The following is a 20,560-nucleotide window of genomic DNA, read 5'->3' on the forward strand; positions in this document are numbered from 1 at the left end:
GATTTCACCGCGCTCCGGCCATGGCCGAAACAGGCACGATATGCGGAAGAAGCGTTCGTCCTTGGTCTCCGACCAGAGTTCGCGCAGGATCGCCAGTCGCGTGTTGCCGCCGTTGCGGATGATGTAGTGGTCCTCGCCGGGCCGCCGGGTGATGGCCGGCGCCGCGTCCAGGCCGCGCTCGCGGATGGACGCCTTGATTTCCTCGTAAGCAGGGTTGCGCTTCATGCGCGGGTCATGGTCGTAGGGCCGCAACTGGTCCAGCGTCACGACCATGGGCGTGTCCGCGATCGGGTCGCTCAAGGCCGTAGCCGCTGGGCCGCTGCGCTCGAAGCCGGCCGCAAGCAGCTTGCCGGCCATGTCCTGCGAGGTCATGTCAGCCATGCCCGCACCCCTCGCAGTCCCCGCGGCCGCCGGCCGGCGCCATGCGGGCCTCGCGCTCGGCGCGGCGGATCTGGGCACGGGCGTTCAATTCGGCCCGGTGGTCACTCGCTGTCGAACTCGTGTAGATCGCCGCGCAGCCGGCCTTGGTGAACTTGAGGTGTCCGCCCGGCGTGCGCTTGACGTGCCAGCCTTCACCGACCGCGAACTCGATCAGGGCGCGCAGCCGCTTGTGGCCACGGGCCAGCTCATGTGCGTTCGCCATGGGGCCTCCCAGGATCAAGAGGTCGCTGCGGGCGGCCGGATACTTGAGCCAGTCGGTCCTGCCATTGCGGAAACAACTCGCTGGCGAGAGCGCGCATCGTGTCGAGCGCGGCAGGGGCGACTCTGCCGGGCGGCTGGCGGCGCTCAATCCGATGCACCGGCAGGCCGCGCGTTGCGGCACGTGGATACGCTTCTATCGCCGGCACGTCGGTGGCGAGCACGCGGATGCCGACGCTGTCTTGGAACAGGTCGCGCAGGGCCTGCTGAATCAGCCGTGCGTTGGCGGACACCGGGTGGACGCGGTTGATGAGCAGGTGCAGCGGCGGCGGTTCGATGCCCAGGTGTCGGTACGGCGCGATGTCTTCGAGCAACTGCATGGTGCCGCGCCGCAGCTCGCGTGCCGCGAGGATTTCCGGCGTGACGGGCGACAGCGCGAGATCGGAGGCGAGCACCGCCATCTCCAGCAGCACGGAACGCGCGCCCTGGGTGTCGATCAGCATCAGGTCGTAGAGGGGAGCAAGCGCTGGCAGCAGATGCCGCAGCCGCAGGCGGCCATCCGGCGCATGCAGCAACAACGTGTTCAGCTCGCCGCGGTGGTCGTTGGACAGCACCAGGTCCAGGCCCGCGATGATCGTGCGGGACACGAGCTGGCCGAGGTCGCGCTCGTTAAAGGCCAGCAGCTCGTAGATGCCGCCGGGCGCGCGGTGAGCCAGTTCGTAGTAGGAAGACAGCGTGGGCTGCACGTCGAGGTCGAGCAGCAGCACACGCAGGCCCGCATCGGCGGCGAGCCCGCCCAGGTTGGCGGCCGTCGTGGTCTTGCCGACCCCGCCCTTCGTTGAAATGATGGATACGACCTGCATGGCGCTCTCCGGCTGGGAATGGGAAGTCCGCGGGAGAGCGGGTCAGGTCCGGTGGTTGAGGCGCTCGGCGATCCACTGGTCGATTTCGGTCGAGTCCCAGCCGACAGCGCGCACGCCCAGGCGCAGCGCCTGGGGGAACTCGCGCTTCTTCATCAGGTTGTAGATGTGGGCGCGTTTGAAGCCGGACTTTGCTTCGACTTCATCGAGGCGCAGGATGCGGCGCTCGTTCGGCGGGAGTACAGGGGTCTGCGACATGGCGGTCACTCCTGAACGCTCGGTGGCGTTTGTTGGCGTGACCTCTATTCAATAGACACGGCTGCGGAAAGACATTGCAAATGCAATTTCCACGGTTGCACATACAAGCTGGAAAACCTCATGCGCTTGCGCTACGGACGTACTTTCTCGCGTTGGCGAACTTGCCGTTCAAGGTTCGCTCCGTGATGCCCATGGTGCCGCCGTAATGGGCGACCAATGCCGAGACAAGTGCCTCCTGTGTTTTGAAGCTGGAATAAGGCGCACCCGAAGGGGACTGGCCCAGCATCAGCGTCAGCATCCCGCCGATGATGTTGAGATAGGTCGTCTCCGCCCGCTCGCTGATCTCGCATTGCTTGGAGGCCAGCAGCGCGGTGGACTGCTTGAGCAAGGTGTCGCGCTGCTCCTGCAATTCCTGCATCTGGTGCCGGGCATGCTCCAGGGCCGCCTGAAGTGCCAGTCGCTCGATCAGAATCGCCTGTCCTGTTTCCATGGTGATAAAAGGATGCGCCATGCGTTCGCCACGGCTGAACAGAAATCCTGGCCGGTGCTCGGGATAGTGGGTGCGCATCCAGCGCTTCAGATCGACATGGCGAACGGTCAGGTCTGGTGACTGCAGCAGCTTCGGGTCATTGAGTGTGATCCCGTTGTGGCCGTAGGGCAGTTCCCCATTGAGGATGCCGTCATAGATGCGCTCCGAGTACAGCCGGCACTCATTCCACCTTGGGCAATTCAGCGATGGAGGCAGGAAGCGCGGTGATGCGATGGTGGCCAGGATCATTGGCAGGTACCGCAGCAAGCCGGCCCACCGGATGGCCGCTTCGATGGGACGATAGAACACCTTAGCTGTTGGAATGTCCTTGTTCATGTCTTCGTCTCCTTTCGGAAGCGCTACATCACCGGCTCCTTTCTTGCCCTGCCAAGGGCTGTTGTGTCGTTATGGCCTGCGGCGGTTGCCTGGGACGATGCCCTGACAGTAGGCGGGCGAGATGATTGGCATCCGCCGCAGGTGGCCTCGTCTTGCTCGATGTGCAAGAATCGATCGGGTGCCGGCCCATCGAGCGATGAGGACGCAGGCTCGATATTGGCGCTCACGGTACCAGCGTCATGGGTGGCGCAAAGCCCATCAAGACCGATTCGGTATGGTGTGATAGCCCAGCGGTTTCACAGGGCGCGCTAGGGGCGTTCCCGGCACCCGATGCCCAGGTGGACATGGACGAGGGCCAGGTGCGTCATGCTCCGTTCGGCATCCTGATATATCGACATAGCATCCTGCAGTGAAGCACTGTGCCCAGTGGAGCCCGTTGCGTGACGCTCCTACTCAGTCATGTGCGACGGCGTGAGCGTGCAGCATGTGTTTGTCGCCGTGCTCGCGCGCGTCCACTGGTCGGCGACGCAGGAGCGCGCGAGTACGGCATCAGCGCGGGTCCGTTCCAGCCTCCGTCGCAGTCGCGATGCGGTAGGTGGAAGCGGCCGGGGCAGGATGGTTCCGGGTACAGCGACGCGGCGGTTGGAACGTCCTTGGACGTTGATGGATGCCGCTGGATGAACTTTGTTGCCGAGGGCGAAAAACAAGGCTATAATTGAGGTCTTCGCTGATCACCACAGTGGAGAAAGTGATTGGGAAACAGAGACTTAGCGCTCTAGTGCATGACTCGTCTCCCGCTCCAATCCCAAAGGGAAGCAGCGCTTCCCTTTTTCTTTCTCGGGATTGCCTCCGGGTTGTGGCTATGTCGGTGACGACGGTCGCAACGAATGCGGATACAATCCAGCATCGTCACCTGGCGGGGTGGCAGAGTGGTTATGCAGCGGCCTGCAAAGCCGTGTACGCCGGTTCGATTCCGACCTCCGCCTCCAGTCTCAAGCAAAACGGCGCCCGATGTGGCGCCGTTTTGCTTTTCGAGCTTTACCTACTTCAGCTTCTTTGGGACATCGCGGATTTTTTGCGACTGCTCTCACATTTGCCTGCGTGGTGCGCGTGTTACATTACGTCATGCCGTACCGCATTCGGGACGACGCTTGGCGTGGCAATCCACCTCGCGTAGTTGTATTCCGATGCACTCTCCTTGCCGTGGAGCGTTGCGCCGCAATTGGCGCCCGCGCGTCGCGGTCTGCTCTTCCCGTACTATCCGTCTCTTCCTTGTGCCCTTCGCGGGGGCATGATCTCGTCGTGCGATGCCCGTAGGGGCGGCCACGAGGGGCGGGTGGTCCCCAGAACATCGAGACAACCATAAAGGAACCCCAGACGCATGCATCACGCCACCCCGCTCATCAGCACAATCGTCGGCGGTATCGTGCTGGCGTTCATTCTGGGTGCGATTGCCAACAAGTTCAGGCTACCACCGCTGATCGGCTATCTTTGCGCGGGCATCGTCGTGGGGCCGCACACGCCTGGCTACACGGCGGATCAGACGCTGGCGCCGGAACTCGCGGAGCTAGGCGTGATCTTGCTGATGTTCGGCGTCGGGCTGCATTTCTCGGTCAAGGACCTGATGGCCGTGAAGCGAATCGCCATCCCGGGGGCGATCGTCCAGATCAGCATTGCCACGGCCCTCAGCATGTTGGTGGCCTGGGGGTTCGACTGGTCCTGGGGGCAAGGGCTCGTGTACGGACTGGCACTCTCGGTGGCCAGTACCGTGGTGCTGCTGCGCGCGCTGCAAGAGCGCGATCTGATCGAGTCGCCACAAGGCCGCATTGCTGTGGGCTGGCTGATCGTCGAAGATCTGGCGATGGTGTTGACGCTGGTGTTGCTGCCGGCCATGGCGCGCTTGCTTGGCGGCGGTGATGCCAATGCGACAGCGCCGACCACGATGGAGGTACTGATCGAGGTCCTCTCCACGCTTGGCAAGGTGGCCGCGTTCGTCGCGGTGATGCTGGTGATTGGCCGGCGCTTCATTCCGTGGATGCTTGAGCGCATTGTCTGGACCGGTAGTCGCGAGTTGTTCCGCCTTGGGGTGCTGGCCACTGCGCTGGGTGTGGCCTTCGGCGCCTATGCGTTGTTCGGCGTGTCGTTTGCCCTCGGCGCCTTCTTCGCGGGCATGGTGCTGGCCGAATCGGAGTTCAGCCATCGCGCGGCAGAGGAATCACTGCCGCTGCGCGATGCCTTCTCGGTGCTGTTCTTTGTCTCGGTGGGCATGCTGTTCGACCCCATGGTGCTAGTCAACGACCCTTGGGGTGTGCTGGCGACGCTCCTGATTATCGTCGTCGGCAAGTCGCTCGCCGCGCTCGGCATCGTGAGGGCCTTTGGCCTGAATAACCGGACCGGTCTGACGATTGCCGTGAGCCTCGCACAGATCGGCGAGTTCTCCTTCATTCTGGCCAGCCTCGGTGTCTATCTGGACATCCTGCCAGAGCGGGGGCAGGCGCTGATCCTTGCGGGTGCATTGCTGTCGATTGTGCTCAATCCCGTGCTGTTTCACCTGCTCGACCGCTACACCGCGCGCGAAGACGGACAGGGCGATCCGCAACCTGCCTGACCGGTTGCCGTATAGCGCTGTCAGGCGCCGAGACTCGGCGCCACGCCTCGCAGGTACTCGGTAAACGCAAGCAGCCCCTGGGTGGGAAACTTGTCCTGGTGGACGACCAACTGGAGCGGGCGGATCACGCGGGGCAGGTCGCTTCGTAGCGCGACGAGTAGCCCACGCTCGATTTCGTCGCGTACGACGTGCAACGACAGGCAGCTGACGCCGAATCCGCTCATGACGGCGCGCTTGATGGCTTCCGCATTGCCGAGTTCCAGTGCAAATCGCAGCGCGCCCAGTTCGGGTACCAGGCGGGCTTCGATAATTTCACGCGTGCCGGAGCCTGGTTCTCGCACGATCCAGTCTGCGTCGCGCAGCATGTCGTGAAACTGCGGCGATTGCTCGCCCGCGAGGGCCAACGGATGCGTAGGCCCAACGACCACCACCATCTCGTCATCGCACCAATGCACGCTGCGCAGATCGCGCTCATGGCTCGTACCTTCTATCAGGCCGATGTCGGCCTCGAACTTCATCAGTGACTGCAACACATCCTGGGTGTTGCCGATGCGGAGGTCGAGTGCGCATGGGCCAGTCTGGGCATTGCGGAAGCCCGCCAGCAAGGCAGGCAGGAGATAGCTGCCGATGGTGTTGCTGGCGGCGATGCGCAGTTGGACGCCGCCTTCCGAGGCGAAGCGCTCCAGTTCCTGCGCCTGATCGAGTAGCGATAGTGCGCGGGGAAAGAACTGCCGTCCCGCCTCATTGATCGCAAGGCGTCTGGCCACCCGGTCGAATAGCGCCCCGTTCAGTGCTCGCTCGAGCTCGGCCAGCGATGCGCTGACGGCCGATTGCGACATCGCAAGGGCGTCGGCCGCCGCGATCGTGCTGCCGTGCTGGGCCACTGCCACGAACACCTGCAGCTGGCGCAAGGTAAGGCGTAGCGGGCGCTGATCCATAATTTATCGATATTTAGGGTTACGACTACCGATATTACCCGTTTTACGGGTTAGATGTACGTCGATACCCTGCATGGCATCCGACGAGAACCAGTTGCCGCCATGTCTTCCACGCCTGCTACACCCGCGATTTCCTCGACTCCGCAGTCGGCGCTGGCGCTCTGGCGCATGAGGCTAATTACGCTCTTTCCGCTTGGCGCCATCGCGTGGATCTCCATGGTCCTCGCCGATCACCCCGCGATTGCCCATTACGGCCTTTCTGCCCTGACCCTGTCGATGGGCGCAGGCATGGTGGCTGCCAATACGATGCCGAAACACTGGCTTGCGCCGCTTGCCCCCGGGATGCAGTTCGCGCGCCATCATCTGTTGCGTCTCGGTGTCGCCCTGTACGGCCTTCGCCTGACATTTGGCGCAATTGCGGCGCTTGGCGTCGGTGGGGTGGTGGTGCCGCTGACGATGCTCGTCGCCACGCTGCTCTTCGGCACGTGGGTCGGATCGTCGATCTTCGGGTTGAGCCGTCGCGAAGCCATCCTGGTCAGCGCCGGTAGTGCAGTTTGCGGAGCGGCGGCGGCGATTGCGGTGTCGTCGGTCGTGCGTACCGATGACCGGCAAACGGCTGTGGCGGTCGCCACGGTGGTGCTTTTCGGAACGGTGGGGATGTTGCTTTACCCCTGGCTCTACGAACTCGCCACGCTACACTGGCACCTTGCCATCAGCGAACGGAGCTTTGGCATCTTTGCCGGCGCCACGCTGCATGAAGTGGCCCAGGTGATTGCCTCGGGAAAGATGGTCAGCGATGGTGCGGCCGATGCGGCGGTGGTCGCGAAAATGGTACGCGTGCTCGCACTGGGCCCGCTGCTGCTGGTCATGGCGCTGTGGCCCCGCACGAGCTGGTCGCAGGAGTCCGGTGGCTCGCGCAACCTGCGTGGGCTGCTCCGGTCGGTACCTTGGTTCGCGTTGGGTTTCGTCGCTGTAATGGCGCTGAATTCAGCCCAGATGGTGCCGGCGGACTGGAAGCCTGTCCTGATTGGCTTCGATAACTGGATGCTAGCTTGCGCCATGCTTGCCATCGGCCTGCACACCCGCATCGGAGATCTGCTTCGCGCCGGCCGCAAGCCACTGGCCTTGGCGGGCGTCCTCTTCCTCTTCCTGATGGTCGTTGGTGCTGCGCTTTGCGCGCTGCTGGTCTGAGGAGAGCCTGGTGCGGCCGACGGGACTCGAACCCGTAAGCCCGGAAGGCGGCAGATTTTAAGTCTGCTGAGTCTACCAATTTCTCCACGGCCGCACGGCAAGCCCGGTATTGTGGTGGCTTAGCCTGCCGGACGCAAGCTGTTCAACTTGCGACAGAAGTGATGTGCCTGTTACCGGTGGTAACAATGTAGCGCCCGCCGTTTCACCTGAAAAAGCGTGAACCTCTACAATTCGGTTATCAGAATCCAAATTCCAAGAGGCACGATCATGAAACGTTGGTTGTTCGCAGCATTCGGTGTGACCGCCGCGCTGATGTCGGGCGCTGCAATGGCACATGTGAGCGTTGGCGTGGCGATCGGCGTGCCGGGCGTGGTGATTGGTGCTCCGGCCTATTACCCGCCAGCGCCGGTCTACTACGCGCCGCCGCCGCCGGTGGTGGTCGCGCCTGGACCCGCCTACTATGGTCCTCCTCCCGTCGTGGTGCGGCCGGCTCCGGTCTACTATGGCGGTTACGGTTACTACCGCGGTGGACCCCGCTACTACTACGGCCCGGGCTGGCATGGTCGCGGCCATGGTCACGGCCGCTGGCATGACTGATTGACCGGCAGGATGTCATCCGAGAAAGAAGCCCCTGACTGGGGCTTCTTTTATTTCTGGCGGTCACTGGCAGGCGTGCTCTCCGGCGCCTTCGGCGTTGCCGGGTGTCTTGCGTGCGTGACAACGCGTCAAGTCGTGCGCTGGGTGAAGGTCTTTCACATTTTGCCGCTGTCGTGGAATGCATCGGCCCGCCCCGGGGAGCGATATACTTGCGCCTCATCCCTGACATGAATCGATGGAGAGAGGTAATGCAGCAAAAAACCGTACTGACGGCAGATGACGTGAAGAAGGTGATGGCCGCTGCCGAGGCCGAAGCCCTGGCCAACAACTGGGCCGTCACGATTGTGGTCGTCGATGACGGTGGTCATCCGCTGGCAATGCAGCGTCTGGATGGCGTAGCGCCGATCTCGGCCTACATCGCCACGGAGAAGGCGCGCACCGCGTCGCTGGGTCGTCGTGAATCCAAGATCTACGAAGACATGATCAACAATGGCCGCTACTCGTTCATGACTGCCCCGGTACTGAACGGCATGCTGGAGGGCGGTGTGCCCATCGTCGCCAATGGCCAGGTGGTGGGCGCAGTTGGTGTGTCGGGCGTGAAGTCGACCGAAGACGCACAGATCGCACGCGCTGGTATTGCTTCGCTGGGCCTCTGAGCGCCCAAAGCAAAAAGCCCCGCGAACGCAACGTCCGCGGGGCGGTATAAAAAAGCGGCATGGCTGGCGTGGTCGGCGCGGCAAGGGGTTTGGAGTTGCTTGCTATGCCGGGAATCCAATCGACTGGCTACTGCCCAACGCCCCGGTACAGGGCGGTCCCCACAAAAGTCTTTGCATGCCCGACCTTTCGGTCCGGGCCACCTGATCAGATCACTTGGTCAGGATCAGTTTCCCGTAGCGCGTGACACGCAGCGTATAGACGTTCCCGTTGTGCAGGATCGGCAGCGTCGTCGCACCGTGCATGATGGCTTCCAGCGGTACGGGTTGCGCGGTACTACCGTCGGCCGGCGCGTCATGGCGCATCAGTGCTTCGAGGCGAGCGGGCAGGGCGGCGACCGCCGATTTGACCGATTCGATTGCTGACGAGGCCGTCGATGTCTCGCGCCTGTCCTGCTGGACAACCTCCACGCGGCGCAGTGACAGACGGCGGCGCGTGACTTCACGCGGTTGCGACATCGGCAGGCTCAGGGTGCTCATGGTCTTCTCCGTACGAAGTATTCAATAGGTGTCGGTGACGATGGAGAGAATCATAAATGAGAATTGTTATCATTACAAGTGAGATCGCAATTCGTTACACCCACATCAGTCTTCGAACACGGCTCTTGAGCAGATAAGGCGCCGATCACTAAAAAACAAGGGCACCCCGAGGGGTGCCCTTGTTGCGATGACGCAGTTGCGCGACCGGCCTAGTGCTTCGGTTCGGTGATGAACCCGATCTTGCCGAGTCCACCGTGCTGCGCCGCGGCCATGACCTGGGCGACGCGCTCGTAGCGCACTTCGCGGTCCGCGCGCAGATGCAACTCCGGTTGCGGCTGCTGCAAGGCGGCTTCTGCAATGCGCTGATCCAGTGTGGCCTCGTCAACTTCCTGCTGGTTCCAGAACACCTTGCCTTGGGCATCGATCGAGACATTGATGCTCTGCGGCTTGGAGTCGTTGGGCTGGTTGGTCGCGCGCGGCAGGTCGATCTTCACCGCGTGATTGATGACGGGAATTGTGATGATGAAGATGATCAGCAGCACCAGCATGACGTCGACCAGTGGCGTCATGTTGATCTCGCTCATCACCTCGTCATCATCTCCGTCGAGCGTGCCGAATGCCATGATGCTTTCCTTCCTGCGTCTGCCGGGCAGACTTAGTTCTTGACGGCCAGGCGGACCGACGCGTCATCGGCGCGGACGCCACCAGTGGTCGGGCGCACACGGGCGCCGGTCACGAAATAGGCGTGCAGGTCGTGCGCGAAGCGGTTCAGCTTGCTGATGACGCCCTTGTTGCCACGGCTCAGCGCGTTGTAGCCGAGCACGGCCGGGATCGCCACGGCCAGGCCGAAGGCGGTCATGATCAGTGCTTCGCCCACCGGGCCGGCAACCTTGTCGATGGTCGGCACCCCGGAGGCGCCGATGCCGATCAGTGCGTGATAGATGCCCCACACGGTGCCGAACAGGCCAACGAACGGGGCCGTCGAACCCACCGAAGCCAGAATGGCCAGACCTGACTGCATCCGCGCCACGGCTTCGTCGATCGCGCTCTTGAGCGAACGGGTCAGCCAGTCCGAGATGTCGAGTGCGTCATGCAATTGCGGCTGGCTGGCGCGGTGATGCTGGGCCGCCTCGCGGCCGGTGACGGCCAGCATACGGAACGGGTTGGCATCGTTGGCGCCGAGCGTGTCGAGCGCGTGGTCGAAATCGTCGGAATGCCAGAAGCGCTTTTCCGCGCCGTGCGCCATCTTCTTGAGGCGGATCAGATCCCACGCCTTGGTGAGGATCACGATCCACGACAGCAGCGACATGATCAGCAGAATGATGGCGGTCGCGCGCATGACGAAATCGCCTTGCGACCAGAGGTGGGAAAGTCCGAGGTCCTGCATGGTGGTTCCTGAAAAGGGTCAGTGTAAGGAAGTGTCGGAAAGATTCCGGGGAATCAGTTCAGTTCGAAATTGATCGGCTGCTGAGCGGTTACCGCCACGGCGCGACCATTATCCATATAGGGCTTGCAACGCATCGCCTGCACCGCATTGACCGCCGCCGTATCCAGGCGTGTCGATCCGCTCGACGTGACGATGGCCGTCTTTACCACACGTCCGGTCTCGTCCGTGGTCAAACGCACCACGGTCTTGCCGGTTTCGCCCATCCGGCGCGACTGCGACGGATACGTGACCTGAGGCGGCGAACATGCGATTTCGCCGATACCTACTGCACGCGGTGCGGCATTCGCCGAGGCTGCAGGCGCGGCGGGCTCCGGAGCGGGCGCTGGTGGCGCAGGCGGAGCGGGCGGCGCTTCGATCGCGGTAGGCGAAGGCGGTAGCGATGCCACGGGCGTAGGCGTGGGTTGCGGCTTGGGCGGCGTCGGGCGTGGCGTCACGACCTTGACCTGCTTGGGCGGTGTTTGCGGCTGCTGCTTGGGCGGCTCTGGCGCCGGCGGCTGCTGCGGAGGTTCCATCGGGATGATGCGGGCGATGATCTCGGGAGCGATGACAGCTTCCGTCATCTTGCGAGCCAGCCCGCTCTGGATCAAATACAGCAGTCCTGCGTGGAACAGCAGGACCGCGATGGTGATCTTGAAGAAACGTTGATCGAACATGTGAAGAACGACAGGTGCACGCCAGATGGCGCAATCACTTGCGGTAGAACAGGATCAGCGAGATGCCACATCCGACCAGCAGGCTCAATAGCAGTTCCATGATGATAACGCTCCAGAAATAGATACCTCGAAGAAACCGGTTCCCGGGGGAGCGCCACTCTTGGGTAGCGTATCAGGGCGACAGTATAAACGATAATGATTCTTATTTGTTGCGCATTGTGCAATGCGTGATCGGGATTCTTTCCATCCTCGGATGCGCGCCGCATCAATGGGTACTCAGGGGTTGCGGGTGCGTTACGTGGGCCAGCTCGCGTAACGCAACGTCTCGCCGATGCTCCACACCCGCAAAACCGCGCTAGGATTAACAACTACAGCCATTAGCGGCAGACACGGCACAGGTGCAGCGCGTTCCCCGCGGTCCGGACGCCGAACGCCCCGTGCGAAGGGAACTGGCAATGGACTTTACCCGTTTTGCTGATGACGACCGCATGATGGACGACCGCACCACGCTGTTGCGCGCCTCGTCCGGCGTCGCGGGTACGTCGCCGCTGGACTGGATGTGCGCGCAGTTCGCGCTGCGCGTGGTCTGCGCGCTTGGTCCCCGCTTCAATCTGCGCAGCAATATCAATGACGTGCTTACCGTCAGCGCGCAGGAAATGGTCTGGCCCTACGGCGTGGTGCTGCGCGTGCAGCGGTTTCTGTCGGCGCGCTGTGCCGACATGCCGGCGTGGAAGGGGGCTGCGCGGCTTTCCCCGGAAGAGTTTCTCGATCGCCATGGCCAATGGAATAGCGCCTTCGATGAAAGTGCGCTGTTTTACTACCTCGACGAGTACGTCAAATACCACGCCAAGGACATGTTTGCCGTGTTCGCGGCCTCGTCTGCCGCCATTACGGCGAGGCTCGATGGCGAACGCGTGCTGCTGGTGCGCAATATCGACATGCTCAGCCACGTGCTCAACCTGCCCGAGCATGAGCGCAAGTTGCTGCTGTTCGCGGCGCTGGCGAAGTACAAGCGCGATCTTCGCGCGGTCATGGTCGACTGCAAGGTTGCTCACAGCCAGGAAGCATTTCAGATCCTGGCGGGCCTGACTGGTGCCAGCCCCGGCGATATTGCCGTCTCGCTGCGCCCGGGTTCACGGCTCGAAACCCTCAATCTGATCGAGCAACCCCTGCCGGAAAACAGCGTGACCGATCTGGGCGACTTGATGCGCCTGTCCGATCGTCTGTTGCACGTCCTGCTCGGCAACTACGCCAGCGAGGCGGATATGATGGCCGTGTTCACGCGGCCAGCCGCACCGCCGACGCTGGGGACGAGCGACTATCCGCATGTGGAAGCCGACGCCCGTTACCTCACGGCACTGATGGCCAATGCCACGCGACAGAATGCCACCGGCGTCAATGTTCTGATCTATGGCCCGCCCGGCACAGGCAAGACCGAGTTCGCGCGACTGATCGCGCGAGAGGCCGAGTGCGAACTTTATGAGGTCGACTGCTTCGATCGAGATGGCAACAGTCTTTCGGGCAAGGATCGGTATCGGTCGCTGCAAGTCTCGCAGGCCTTTCTGCGCGGGCGGCCGCGCACGGCCCTGCTGTTCGACGAGGTGGAGGACGTATTTCCGGGCAGCGCGCGCGAGTTGATGAGTCTGTTCGGCCAGGAAGACACGCGCGGTTCAGTCAACGGCAAAGCGTGGGTCAACCAGACTCTGGAACAGAATCCGGTGCCGGTGATCTGGATCTCGAATTCGATCCGGCAGATCGATCCGGCATACCTGCGCCGCTTCCAGTTCCATCTGGAGCTGAAGATCCCGCCGCCGCTGGTGCGGGAGAACATTATCCGCAAGCACCTGGGCGGTCTGGCCGTCAGTGATGCCTTCATCGCCACGCTCGCAGCCCGCAAGACGCTGACACCGGCGCAGGTACAGTCAGCCGCGCGGTTCGTGGAACTGGCGCGGCCCGATGTCGAGGAACCCGTGGAAGCGCTGATCCTGCGGCAACTTGAACACGCGGATCGCGCCATGGGATTGCAGCCCGAAGCGGAGGCACGTCCCGTGGTGACGCACTATCGCCTGGATAATCTGAATCTGGAAACGCGCTATGCGGTGAACAAGATCGTGCAGGCCCTCGGCGCGCGCAAGCGCGGCACGCTCTGCTTCTATGGGCCACCGGGCACGGGAAAGACCGCGTTGGCCGAGCACATCGCCGCCGAGCTCGATCTGCCGCTTATGATTCGCCGCGCCTCCGACCTGATGAGCAAGTATGTGGGCGAGACCGAGCAGCAGATCGCGGCCATGTTCGCGCGCGCGGAGGAGGACGGGGCGGTGCTGCTTCTGGACGAAGCTGACAGCTTCATGCAAAGCCGCCAGCAAGCGGTGCGCAATTACGAGGTGTCCGAAGTCAACGAGATGCTGCAGGGAATGGAACGCTTCAACGGCATCTTCATTTGCACCACCAATCTGTTCGATCGGATCGATGAAGCCGCGCTGCGTCGGTTCTCGTTCAAGATCCGCTTCCAGGCGCTCAAGCCGGTGCAACGGATCTCGATGTTCGTCGACGAAGCGCTCGATGGCGATGCGACGAACATGACCGACGCGATTCGCCGGGAACTCGATGGGATGGATTGCCTGACACCGGGCGATTTCGCGACAGTCAAACGGCAGTGCGTGGTGCTTGGCGAAGCGCTGACGCCCGAGGAATTTCTGGCGCAGCTACGTCAGGAACACGCCGTGAAGCCCGAGGTGCGACATCACAAGCCGCTGGGCTTCATTCAGTAGCTGGAGCAGGTTCGATCACGACCGTCTCGGCGTTGGCCTCGACATGAAGCAGCGCTGCGGCCATTTCGCGTAGATGGGCGGCGTCCTTGGTGGACAGGTAGCGCACGCTCGGCGCCGTGTCGGGACTGGCCGCCAGGTCGAACTCCGCGAGCTTGCGTGCGAGTTGGCGTGCGATGGCCACGCCCGTGTCGATCAGTGCCAGTCGTCCGTCGACCAGGTCATCAATCGTTTCCGACAAGAACGGGTAGTGCGTGCAGCCCAGTACGAGGGTGTCGGCGCCAGCCTCGAGCATGGGTGAGAGCAGGGTCCCCAGCGTTTGGCGGACCGTGTCGCTCGACACATCACCTTGCTCGATCAGCGGTACCAGGCCGATGCCTGCCTCGCAGAGAAAGCGACTCTCATTGCCGAGCGAGGTCAGCAGCCGGTTGAATTTGGCGCTCTTCAGTGTATTGGCCGTGGCCAGCACGCCCACCACCTTGCTGCGGCTGGCCGCGGCGGCGGGTTTGAGTCCCGGTTCCACGCCGATGATCGGCACGGCAAGACGCTCACGCAGTGTCTGCACCGCGTGCATCGTTGCGGTATTGCAGGCGATCACCAGTGCCTTGCATCCCTGCGCGACGAGCCATTCGCAAACCTGTAGCGTGCGGGCCTCCACGAAATGCTCGGGCTTTTCGCCATACGGGGCGTAACGGGAATCGGCGAAGTAGAGCAGCGACTCGTGCGGCAGCAGCGCGCGCACTTCGCGCAGGACCGACAGGCCGCCAAGGCCAGAATCGAAGATGCCGATGGGGGAGGGGTTCACGCGCGCAAGGTCGAGGAGGGTTTGCTTCCCTCTCTCGCTTGCGGAAGAGGGAAGGGGAGAGGGCGGGCTGTTCCATCAACGACAAGTCGCGATCTGAACCACTGCACCTTCTCCCCCAACCCCTCTTCCACGCAGCGGGAGAGGGGTGTACTACAAGTAGCCGGATTTAGGCCGTCGCGACCGGAATCTTGCCGATCTTGGCCTGCCACTCGGCGGGGCCGGTCTTGTGGACGGACGTGCCCGAGCTATCCACGGCCACCGTCACCGGCATGTCCTTGACGTCGAACTCGTAGATGGCTTCCATGCCGAGGTCTTCGAAGGCCAGGACCTTGGCGCCACGGATCGCCTTCGACACGAGGTAGGCAGCGCCACCCACGGCCATCAGGTAGGCCGACTTGTGCTTCTGGATCGATTCGATCGCGGTGGGGCCACGCTCGGCCTTGCCGATCATGGCGATCAGGCCGGTCTGCGACAGCATCGTCTCGGTGAACTTGTCCATGCGGGTGGCGGTGGTGGGGCCAGCCGGGCCAACCACTTCGTCACGTACGGGATCCACAGGGCCCACGTAGTAGATCACGCGGTTCGTGAAGTCGATCGGCAGCTTCTCGCCCTTGGCCAGCATGTCGGCGATGCGCTTGTGCGCGGCATCACGGCCGGTCAGCATCTTGCCGTTCAGCAGCAGCGTCTGGCCGGGCTTCCACGAGGCGACTTCTTCCGGCGTCAGCGTGTTCAGGTCAACGCTTTTCGACGTTTCGGTGTTCGGTGCCCACTCGACCTTCGGCCATTGCGACAGGTCCGGCGCCTCCAGCTTGGCAACGCCGCTGCCGTCCAGCGTGAAGTGCGCGTGGCGGGTGGCCGCGCAGTTCGGGATCATTGCCACAGGCAGGTTGGCCGCGTGGGTCGGGTAGTCCAGTACCTTCACGTCGAGCACGGTGGCCAGGCCGCCCAGGCCCTGCGCGCCGATGCCCAGTGCGTTGACCTTCTCGTACAGCTCGATGCGCAGTTCTTCGGCGCGGTTGCTCGGGCCGCGGGCGAGCAGGTCCTGAATGTCGATCGGCTCCATCAGGGCTTCCTTGGCCAGCAGCATGGCCTTTTCAGCCGTGCCGCCAATGCCGATGCCCAGCATGCCCGGCGGGCACCAGCCGGCGCCCATGGTCGGCACAGTCTTGAGCACCCAGTCGACGATCGAGTCAGACGGGTTGAGCATCACGAACTTCGACTTGGCTTCGGAACCGCCGCCCTTGGCCGCGACGATCACGTCCACCGTATCGCCCGGAACGATCGACATGTTGATCACCGCCGGGGTGTTGTCCTTGGTATTGGTGCGCTTGCCGGCCGGATCGGCCAGCACGCTGGCGCGCAGCTTGTTGTCCACGTCGTTGTACGCGCGGCGCACGCCTTCGTTGACCATGTCTTCCAGGCTCATCGTGGCGCCATCCCAGCGCACGTTCATGCCCACCTTCAGGAAGACCGTCACGATGCCGGTGTCCTGGCACAGCGGGCGCTTGCCTTCGGCGCACATGCGGCTGTTGGTCAGGATCTGCGCGATCGCATCCTTGGCGGCCGGACTCTTTTCCAGCTCATAGGCGCGGCCCAGGCTGGTGATGTAGTCCATCGGATGGTAGTAGCTGATGTACTGCAGGGAATCGGCGACGCTCTGGATGAGGTCTTCTTGCTTGATGACTGTCATTTTGTGGGGGATGGGCAGCGGTGAAACACAGCCCGGAATCATACACCGTCGCGGCGACGACTGCCGCTTTGCATACAGCCGTCGACACGAGGTTTGGTGGCGGGATGGGCGCAGGCGTCACCCGGGTGGCGGGCAGCCGTCTCCGCGCGGCGGTCAGTGTGTCGCTTCTGCCGCACCGCCGGACGCGCCGTGTCCGGCGGCCGGGTGCGGATGCGTGACCATGCGGTCCACCCAGGCCATTGCCACGGCCGAGAGCAGGAATGCCACGTGGATGATGACCTGCCACATGATCGTATGTTCGCTGCGCTGGTCGGCGTCGATGAAGGTCTTGAGCAGGTGGATCGACGAAATGCCGATCAGCGCCATCGACAGCTTGACCTTGAGCACGCCGGCATTGACGTGATCCAGCCACTCGGGCTCGTCGGGGTGGTTGTCGATGCCCAGGCGCGACACGAAGGTTTCATATCCGCCCACGATGACCATGATCAGCAGGTTCGAGATCATCACCACGTCGATCAGGCCCAGCACCACGAGCATGATCTTGGTCTCGTCGAAGGTCGTGACGTGCGCCAGCAGGTGCCAGACTTCGACCAGGAAGTGATAGACGTAGACGCCTTGCGCGATGATCAGGCCGAGATAGAGCGGCAGTTGCAGCCAGCGCGAGGCGAAGATGATGCGGGGAATCGGGCGAAGCGGGGTGTGGGCCATGGAATTGAATGTAAATGAAGCAAGACAATCAGGATGTGGTCTGATTGTACCGTGCACATTTGACACCTCGCTCCGCGATTCGGTAACCGAACGTCACCGGCCCGGGTCGCCTCCGAACGCCCGGCGCGCGATCGGTCCGGGCCAGCTTGCCAGCACGATGCCTGCGAGCACGCAGGCCAGCGCGACGCCGTGCGCCCAGCTTGGACGCTCGCCGAGCACCACGATGCCGTAGAGGGCCGCGGCCACCGGCAGCACCGACGTGAACACACCGGCCAGTTGTGCCGGAACATGGCGGACGCCCTTCATCCAGAGCCAGAACGAGAACACGCTGGCCGACAGCGCGTACCAGAGCAGCATCGCCCAGGTGGTGCCGCTCACGCTGCCGAAGTCGAACGTCAACAGCGGCACCAGGCCCAGCGGCAGCATCAGCGCGCCGCCGATCAGATGCGTGTAGGCGCAGATTTCAATTGCGGCCAGGGTCTGGGAGAGGCGGCGCGACAGAATTACGTAAATCGACTCGCATACCACTGCGCCAAGGATCATCAGATTGCCGATCAGCGCGCCGCCGCCGCTGCTGGTCGCGGCATCATGACCGCTGCCGCGCGCGATATTGAGCACCGCGATACCCGCCACGGCCAGCAGCACCGAGAACACCGTCCGCCGCGACAGCCGCTCGCGCAGCCAGAGCCATGACAGGATGGCCACCGTGGCCGGAATCGTGCTGGTGATTACCCCGGCGGCCATCGCGCTGGTCAGTCGCACGCCGCCCAGCATCAGCAACGTGAACATGAACGTGCCGAAGAACGCCATCAGGAACAGGTTGATCCATTCGCCGCGCGAGACCTGGCGCATCCGCGCTGGCCGATACCACGGGGAAAGGCAGACGATCGCGATCAGGAAGCGCAGCAGCGCGAACAGCAGTACCGGTACTTCCGCGATGATGGATTTGCCCAGGCCTACGTTGCTGCCAACCAGGGCCATGGCGGCGATCAGGAAAAAGGCGTGGATGGGCAAGGGGTGTCCGGCAGGAAGGGGTGCGACGTGGAGACGACGGAAACACTGACGCCGGAGAAAGGGCGCGCCAGAAAGGGCGTGCGCGACGTTCAGGTATAGGGTCCGCCGCATTATAGCTGTGCTAACTTAGTAGAGCCGACTGCACTTGTGCCCCAGCGTCTCCCGAATCAGGCCCCACCGGTCTGTTGCGACGCAGCATCGTTGCAAGTGGGATGCTTGCCTGAACCGTCAGGTTTAAGTAAGGCGTCGAGCGTACCTTGCACCGAAAGCAGTCAAAGTCAAACAGGAGACAACCCATGTCCGCCATCGAGTCGGTGATGCAGGAGCATCGCGTTTTCAATCCCCCTGCGTCGTTCGCCAAGACCGCCGCGATCCCCAGCATGGAGGCCTACCAGGCCCTGTGCGACGAGGCTGCAAAGGACTACGAGGGCTTCTGGGCCCGCCACGCGCGCGAGCTGCTGCACTGGCACAAGCCGTTCACGAAGGTGCTCGACGAAAGCAACGCGCCGTTCTACAAGTGGTTCGAGGATGGCGAGATCAATGCGTCGTACAACTGCCTCGACCGCAATGTCGAGAAGGGCCTCGGCGACAAGACGGCCATCGTCTTCGAGGCCGACGACGGCACGGTGACGCGCGTCAGCTACCAGGAACTGCTGGCGAAGGTCAGCCGCTTCGCCAACGGCATGAAGGCCCTTGGCATCAAGAAGGGCGACCGCGTTGTGATCTACATGCCGATGTCCGTCGAAGGCGTAGTGGCCATGCAGGCCTGCGCGCGCATCGGCGCCACGCACTCGGTGGTGTTCGGCGGCTTCTCGGCCAAGTCCCTGCAGGAACGTCTGGTGGACGTGGGCGCCGTGGCGCTGATCACGGCCGATGAGCAGATGCGTGGTGGCAAGGCGCTGCCACTGAAGGCCATCGCCGACGAGGCGCTGACGCTGGGCGGCTGCGAGGCCGTCAAGAACGTGATCGTCTATCGCCGCACGGGTGGTAACGTTGCCTGGACCGAAGGCCGTGATCGTTCGATGGAAGACGTCTCCGCCGGTCAGTCCGATAACTGCCCCGCCGAGCCCGTTGGTGCCGAGCACCCGCTGTTCGTGCTCTACACGTCGGGCTCCACCGGCAAGCCAAAGGGCGTGCAGCACAGCACGGGCGGCTACCTGCTGTGGGCGCTGATGACGATGCGCTGGACCTTCGATATCAAGCCCGATGACATGTTCTGGTGCACGGCCGATATCGGCTGGGTCACCGGTCACACCTATATCACCTACGGCCCGCTGGCCGCAGGCGCCACGCAGATCGTGTTCGAAGGTGTGCCGACGTTCCCGAACGCCGGCCGGTTCTGGGACATGATCCAGCGCCACAAGGTCTCGATCTTCTACACCGCGCCGACGGCGATCCGCTCGCTGATCAAGGCCGCGGAGGCCGACGAGAAGATCCATCCGAAGCAGTACGACCTCTCGAGCCTGCGCCTGCTGGGCACCGTGGGCGAGCCGATCAACCCAGAGGCATGGATGTGGTACTACAAGAACATCGGCGGCGAGCGTTGCCCGATCGTCGATACGTTCTGGCAGACCGAAACTGGCGGCCACATGATCACGCCGCTGCCGGGCGCCACGCCGCTGGTGCCAGGCTCGTGCACGCTGCCGCTGCCGGGCATCATGGCGGCCATCGTCGATGAAACCGGGCAGGACGTGCCGAACGGCAATGGCGGCATCCTGGTCGTCAAGCGTCCGTGGCCGTCGATGATCCGCACGATCTGGGGCGACCCGGAGCGCTTCAAGAAGAGCTACTACCCCGAGGAACTCGGCGGCAAGCTGTACCTGGCTGGCGACGGTTCGATCCGCGACAAGGAAACCGGCTACTTCACGATCATGGGCCGTATCGACGACGTGCTGAACGTCTCGGGCCACCGCATGGGCACGATGGAAATCGAGTCAGCGCTGGTCTCGAACCCGATGGTGGCCGAGGCTGCCGTGGTGGGTCGTCCCGATGACACCACCGGAGAGGCGATCTGCGCGTTCGTGGTGCTCAAGCGTTCGCGTCCGACGGCTGAAGAGGCCGTGAAGATCGCGGCCGAGCTGCGCAACTGGGTGGGCAAGGAAATCGGCCCGATCGCCAAGCCGAAGGACATCCGCTTCGGCGACAATCTGCCCAAGACGCGTTCGGGCAAGATCATGCGCCGCCTGCTGCGTTCGCTGGCCAAGGGCGAGGACATCACGCAGGACACCTCGACGCTGGAGAACCCGGCCATTCTCGATCAGCTCAAGCAAGCCCAGTAACGGCCAGCAAGCGGATCCGGAAAACGGATCGTCCCGGTCACGCACCC

The 20,560-nt window shown here is 63.2% G+C and carries 20 protein-coding genes and 2 tRNA genes; 7 read left to right on the plus strand and 15 right to left on the minus strand.

All coding sequences use genetic code 11. The features are described 5' to 3' along the window. From B2246_RS00480 to B2246_RS00500, 5 genes are all read right to left on the minus strand, one after another. Positions 1-381, minus strand: a 381-nt coding sequence (locus B2246_RS00480) for a ParB family protein (protein ID WP_286964013.1), incomplete at its 3' end; no start/stop codon positions are given. Next, on the minus strand, positions 374-643 hold the full coding sequence (locus B2246_RS00485) for a hypothetical protein (protein WP_003050422.1): 270 nt from the start codon (positions 641-643) through the stop codon (positions 374-376). The genes B2246_RS00480 and B2246_RS00485, both read right to left, overlap by 8 nt. Beyond that, positions 627-1,502 (minus strand): ParA family protein, encoded by an 876-nt coding sequence (locus B2246_RS00490; protein WP_017514167.1) that lies wholly within the window; start codon positions 1,500-1,502, stop codon positions 627-629. Before B2246_RS00490 ends, B2246_RS00485 begins: the two co-directional genes overlap by 17 nt. A 42-nt stretch (positions 1,503-1,544) precedes the next feature. Next, the gene (locus tag B2246_RS00495) at positions 1,545-1,757 is read right to left on the minus strand and encodes an AlpA family transcriptional regulator (RefSeq protein ID WP_017514168.1); all 213 of its coding nucleotides are present in this window, start codon (positions 1,755-1,757) and stop codon (positions 1,545-1,547) included. A gap of 118 nt (positions 1,758-1,875) precedes the next feature. Continuing rightward, positions 1,876-2,622: a hypothetical protein gene (locus B2246_RS00500; RefSeq protein ID WP_017514169.1), complete on the minus strand. Its 747-nt coding sequence runs from the start codon at positions 2,620-2,622 to the stop codon at positions 1,876-1,878. Positions 2,623-3,537: 915 nt separating this feature from the next. On the opposite strand from B2246_RS00500, the gene B2246_RS00505 reads away from it, so the two are divergent. Together B2246_RS00505 and ybaL are read left to right on the plus strand one after the other, a co-directional pair. Continuing rightward, positions 3,538-3,611, plus strand: a tRNA-Cys gene (locus B2246_RS00505). A gap of 392 nt (positions 3,612-4,003) precedes the next feature. Then, on the plus strand, positions 4,004-5,230 hold the full coding sequence (ybaL, locus tag B2246_RS00510; protein ID WP_008642382.1) for a YbaL family putative K(+) efflux transporter: 1,227 nt from the start codon (positions 4,004-4,006) through the stop codon (positions 5,228-5,230). 20 nt (positions 5,231-5,250) lie between these two features. Here ybaL and B2246_RS00515 read toward each other — a convergent pair whose 3' ends face one another. Next, the gene (locus B2246_RS00515) at positions 5,251-6,168 is read right to left on the minus strand and encodes a LysR family transcriptional regulator (RefSeq protein WP_008642384.1); all 918 of its coding nucleotides are present in this window, start codon (positions 6,166-6,168) and stop codon (positions 5,251-5,253) included. Between the two features lie 102 nt (positions 6,169-6,270). Here B2246_RS00515 and B2246_RS00520 point away from each other — a divergent pair, with 102 nt between their 5' ends. Then, on the plus strand, positions 6,271-7,359 hold the full coding sequence (locus B2246_RS00520; RefSeq protein WP_286881386.1) for a YeiH family protein: 1,089 nt from the start codon (positions 6,271-6,273) through the stop codon (positions 7,357-7,359). Between the two features lie 8 nt (positions 7,360-7,367). Here B2246_RS00520 and B2246_RS00525 read toward each other — a convergent pair. Further along, positions 7,368-7,453: transfer RNA gene (locus B2246_RS00525), tRNA-Leu, on the minus strand. 173 nt (positions 7,454-7,626) lie between these two features. Between B2246_RS00525 and B2246_RS00530 the strand changes: the two genes are divergently transcribed. Both B2246_RS00530 and B2246_RS00535 read left to right on the plus strand, forming a co-directional pair. Further along, on the plus strand, positions 7,627-7,956 hold the full coding sequence (locus B2246_RS00530) for a hypothetical protein (RefSeq protein ID WP_186424939.1): 330 nt from the start codon (positions 7,627-7,629) through the stop codon (positions 7,954-7,956). Positions 7,957-8,204: 248 nt separating this feature from the next. Next, positions 8,205-8,612 (plus strand): heme-binding protein, encoded by a 408-nt coding sequence (locus B2246_RS00535; RefSeq protein ID WP_008642389.1) that lies wholly within the window; start codon positions 8,205-8,207, stop codon positions 8,610-8,612. A 210-nt stretch (positions 8,613-8,822) separates the two neighbouring features. Here B2246_RS00535 and hemP read toward each other — a convergent pair whose 3' ends face one another. The 4 genes from hemP to B2246_RS00555 all read right to left on the minus strand — a co-directional run bounded on the left by hemP (position 8,823) and on the right by B2246_RS00555 (position 11,249). Then, a complete protein-coding gene (gene hemP / locus B2246_RS00540; RefSeq protein ID WP_008642392.1) occupies positions 8,823-9,149 on the minus strand; it encodes a hemin uptake protein HemP in 327 nt (108 codons plus the stop codon). A 209-nt stretch (positions 9,150-9,358) separates the two neighbouring features. Further along, positions 9,359-9,772: an ExbD/TolR family protein gene (locus tag B2246_RS00545; RefSeq protein ID WP_008642394.1), complete on the minus strand. Its 414-nt coding sequence runs from the start codon at positions 9,770-9,772 to the stop codon at positions 9,359-9,361. A gap of 32 nt (positions 9,773-9,804) precedes the next feature. After that, a complete protein-coding gene (locus B2246_RS00550) occupies positions 9,805-10,536 on the minus strand; it encodes a MotA/TolQ/ExbB proton channel family protein (RefSeq protein WP_008642395.1) in 732 nt (243 codons plus the stop codon). 53 nt (positions 10,537-10,589) lie between these two features. Further along, on the minus strand, positions 10,590-11,249 hold the full coding sequence (locus B2246_RS00555; protein WP_186424940.1) for an energy transducer TonB: 660 nt from the start codon (positions 11,247-11,249) through the stop codon (positions 10,590-10,592). Positions 11,250-11,704: 455 nt separating this feature from the next. Here B2246_RS00555 and B2246_RS00560 point away from each other — a divergent pair, with 455 nt between their 5' ends. Next, on the plus strand, positions 11,705-14,020 hold the full coding sequence (locus B2246_RS00560) for an AAA family ATPase (protein ID WP_008642398.1): 2,316 nt from the start codon (positions 11,705-11,707) through the stop codon (positions 14,018-14,020). Here B2246_RS00560 and murI read toward each other — a convergent pair. The 4 genes from murI to B2246_RS00580 form a co-directional block, all read right to left on the minus strand. Continuing rightward, entirely contained in the window at positions 14,010-14,822 is an 813-nt protein-coding gene (gene murI / locus B2246_RS00565; protein WP_008642399.1) for a glutamate racemase, read from the minus strand. The genes B2246_RS00560 and murI overlap by 11 nt on opposite strands. A gap of 166 nt (positions 14,823-14,988) precedes the next feature. After that, positions 14,989-16,512 (minus strand): fumarate hydratase, encoded by a 1,524-nt coding sequence (locus tag B2246_RS00570; RefSeq protein WP_008642400.1) that lies wholly within the window; start codon positions 16,510-16,512, stop codon positions 14,989-14,991. Between the two features lie 153 nt (positions 16,513-16,665). Next, positions 16,666-17,220, minus strand: a complete 555-nt coding sequence (locus tag B2246_RS00575; RefSeq protein ID WP_008642401.1) for a TIGR00645 family protein — start codon at positions 17,218-17,220, stop codon at positions 16,666-16,668. A 93-nt stretch (positions 17,221-17,313) separates the two neighbouring features. Continuing rightward, a complete protein-coding gene (locus B2246_RS00580; RefSeq protein WP_008642402.1) occupies positions 17,314-18,234 on the minus strand; it encodes a DMT family transporter in 921 nt (306 codons plus the stop codon). A gap of 296 nt (positions 18,235-18,530) precedes the next feature. Here B2246_RS00580 and acs point away from each other — a divergent pair, with 296 nt between their 5' ends. Continuing rightward, entirely contained in the window at positions 18,531-20,513 is a 1,983-nt protein-coding gene (gene acs / locus B2246_RS00585; RefSeq protein WP_186424943.1) for an acetate--CoA ligase, read from the plus strand. Positions 20,514-20,560: the final 47 nt, after the last annotated feature.

The sequence above is a fragment of the Cupriavidus sp. UBA2010 genome (genome assembly GCF_002335265.1).
GTDB lineage: Bacteria > Pseudomonadota > Gammaproteobacteria > Burkholderiales > Burkholderiaceae > Cupriavidus > Cupriavidus metallidurans.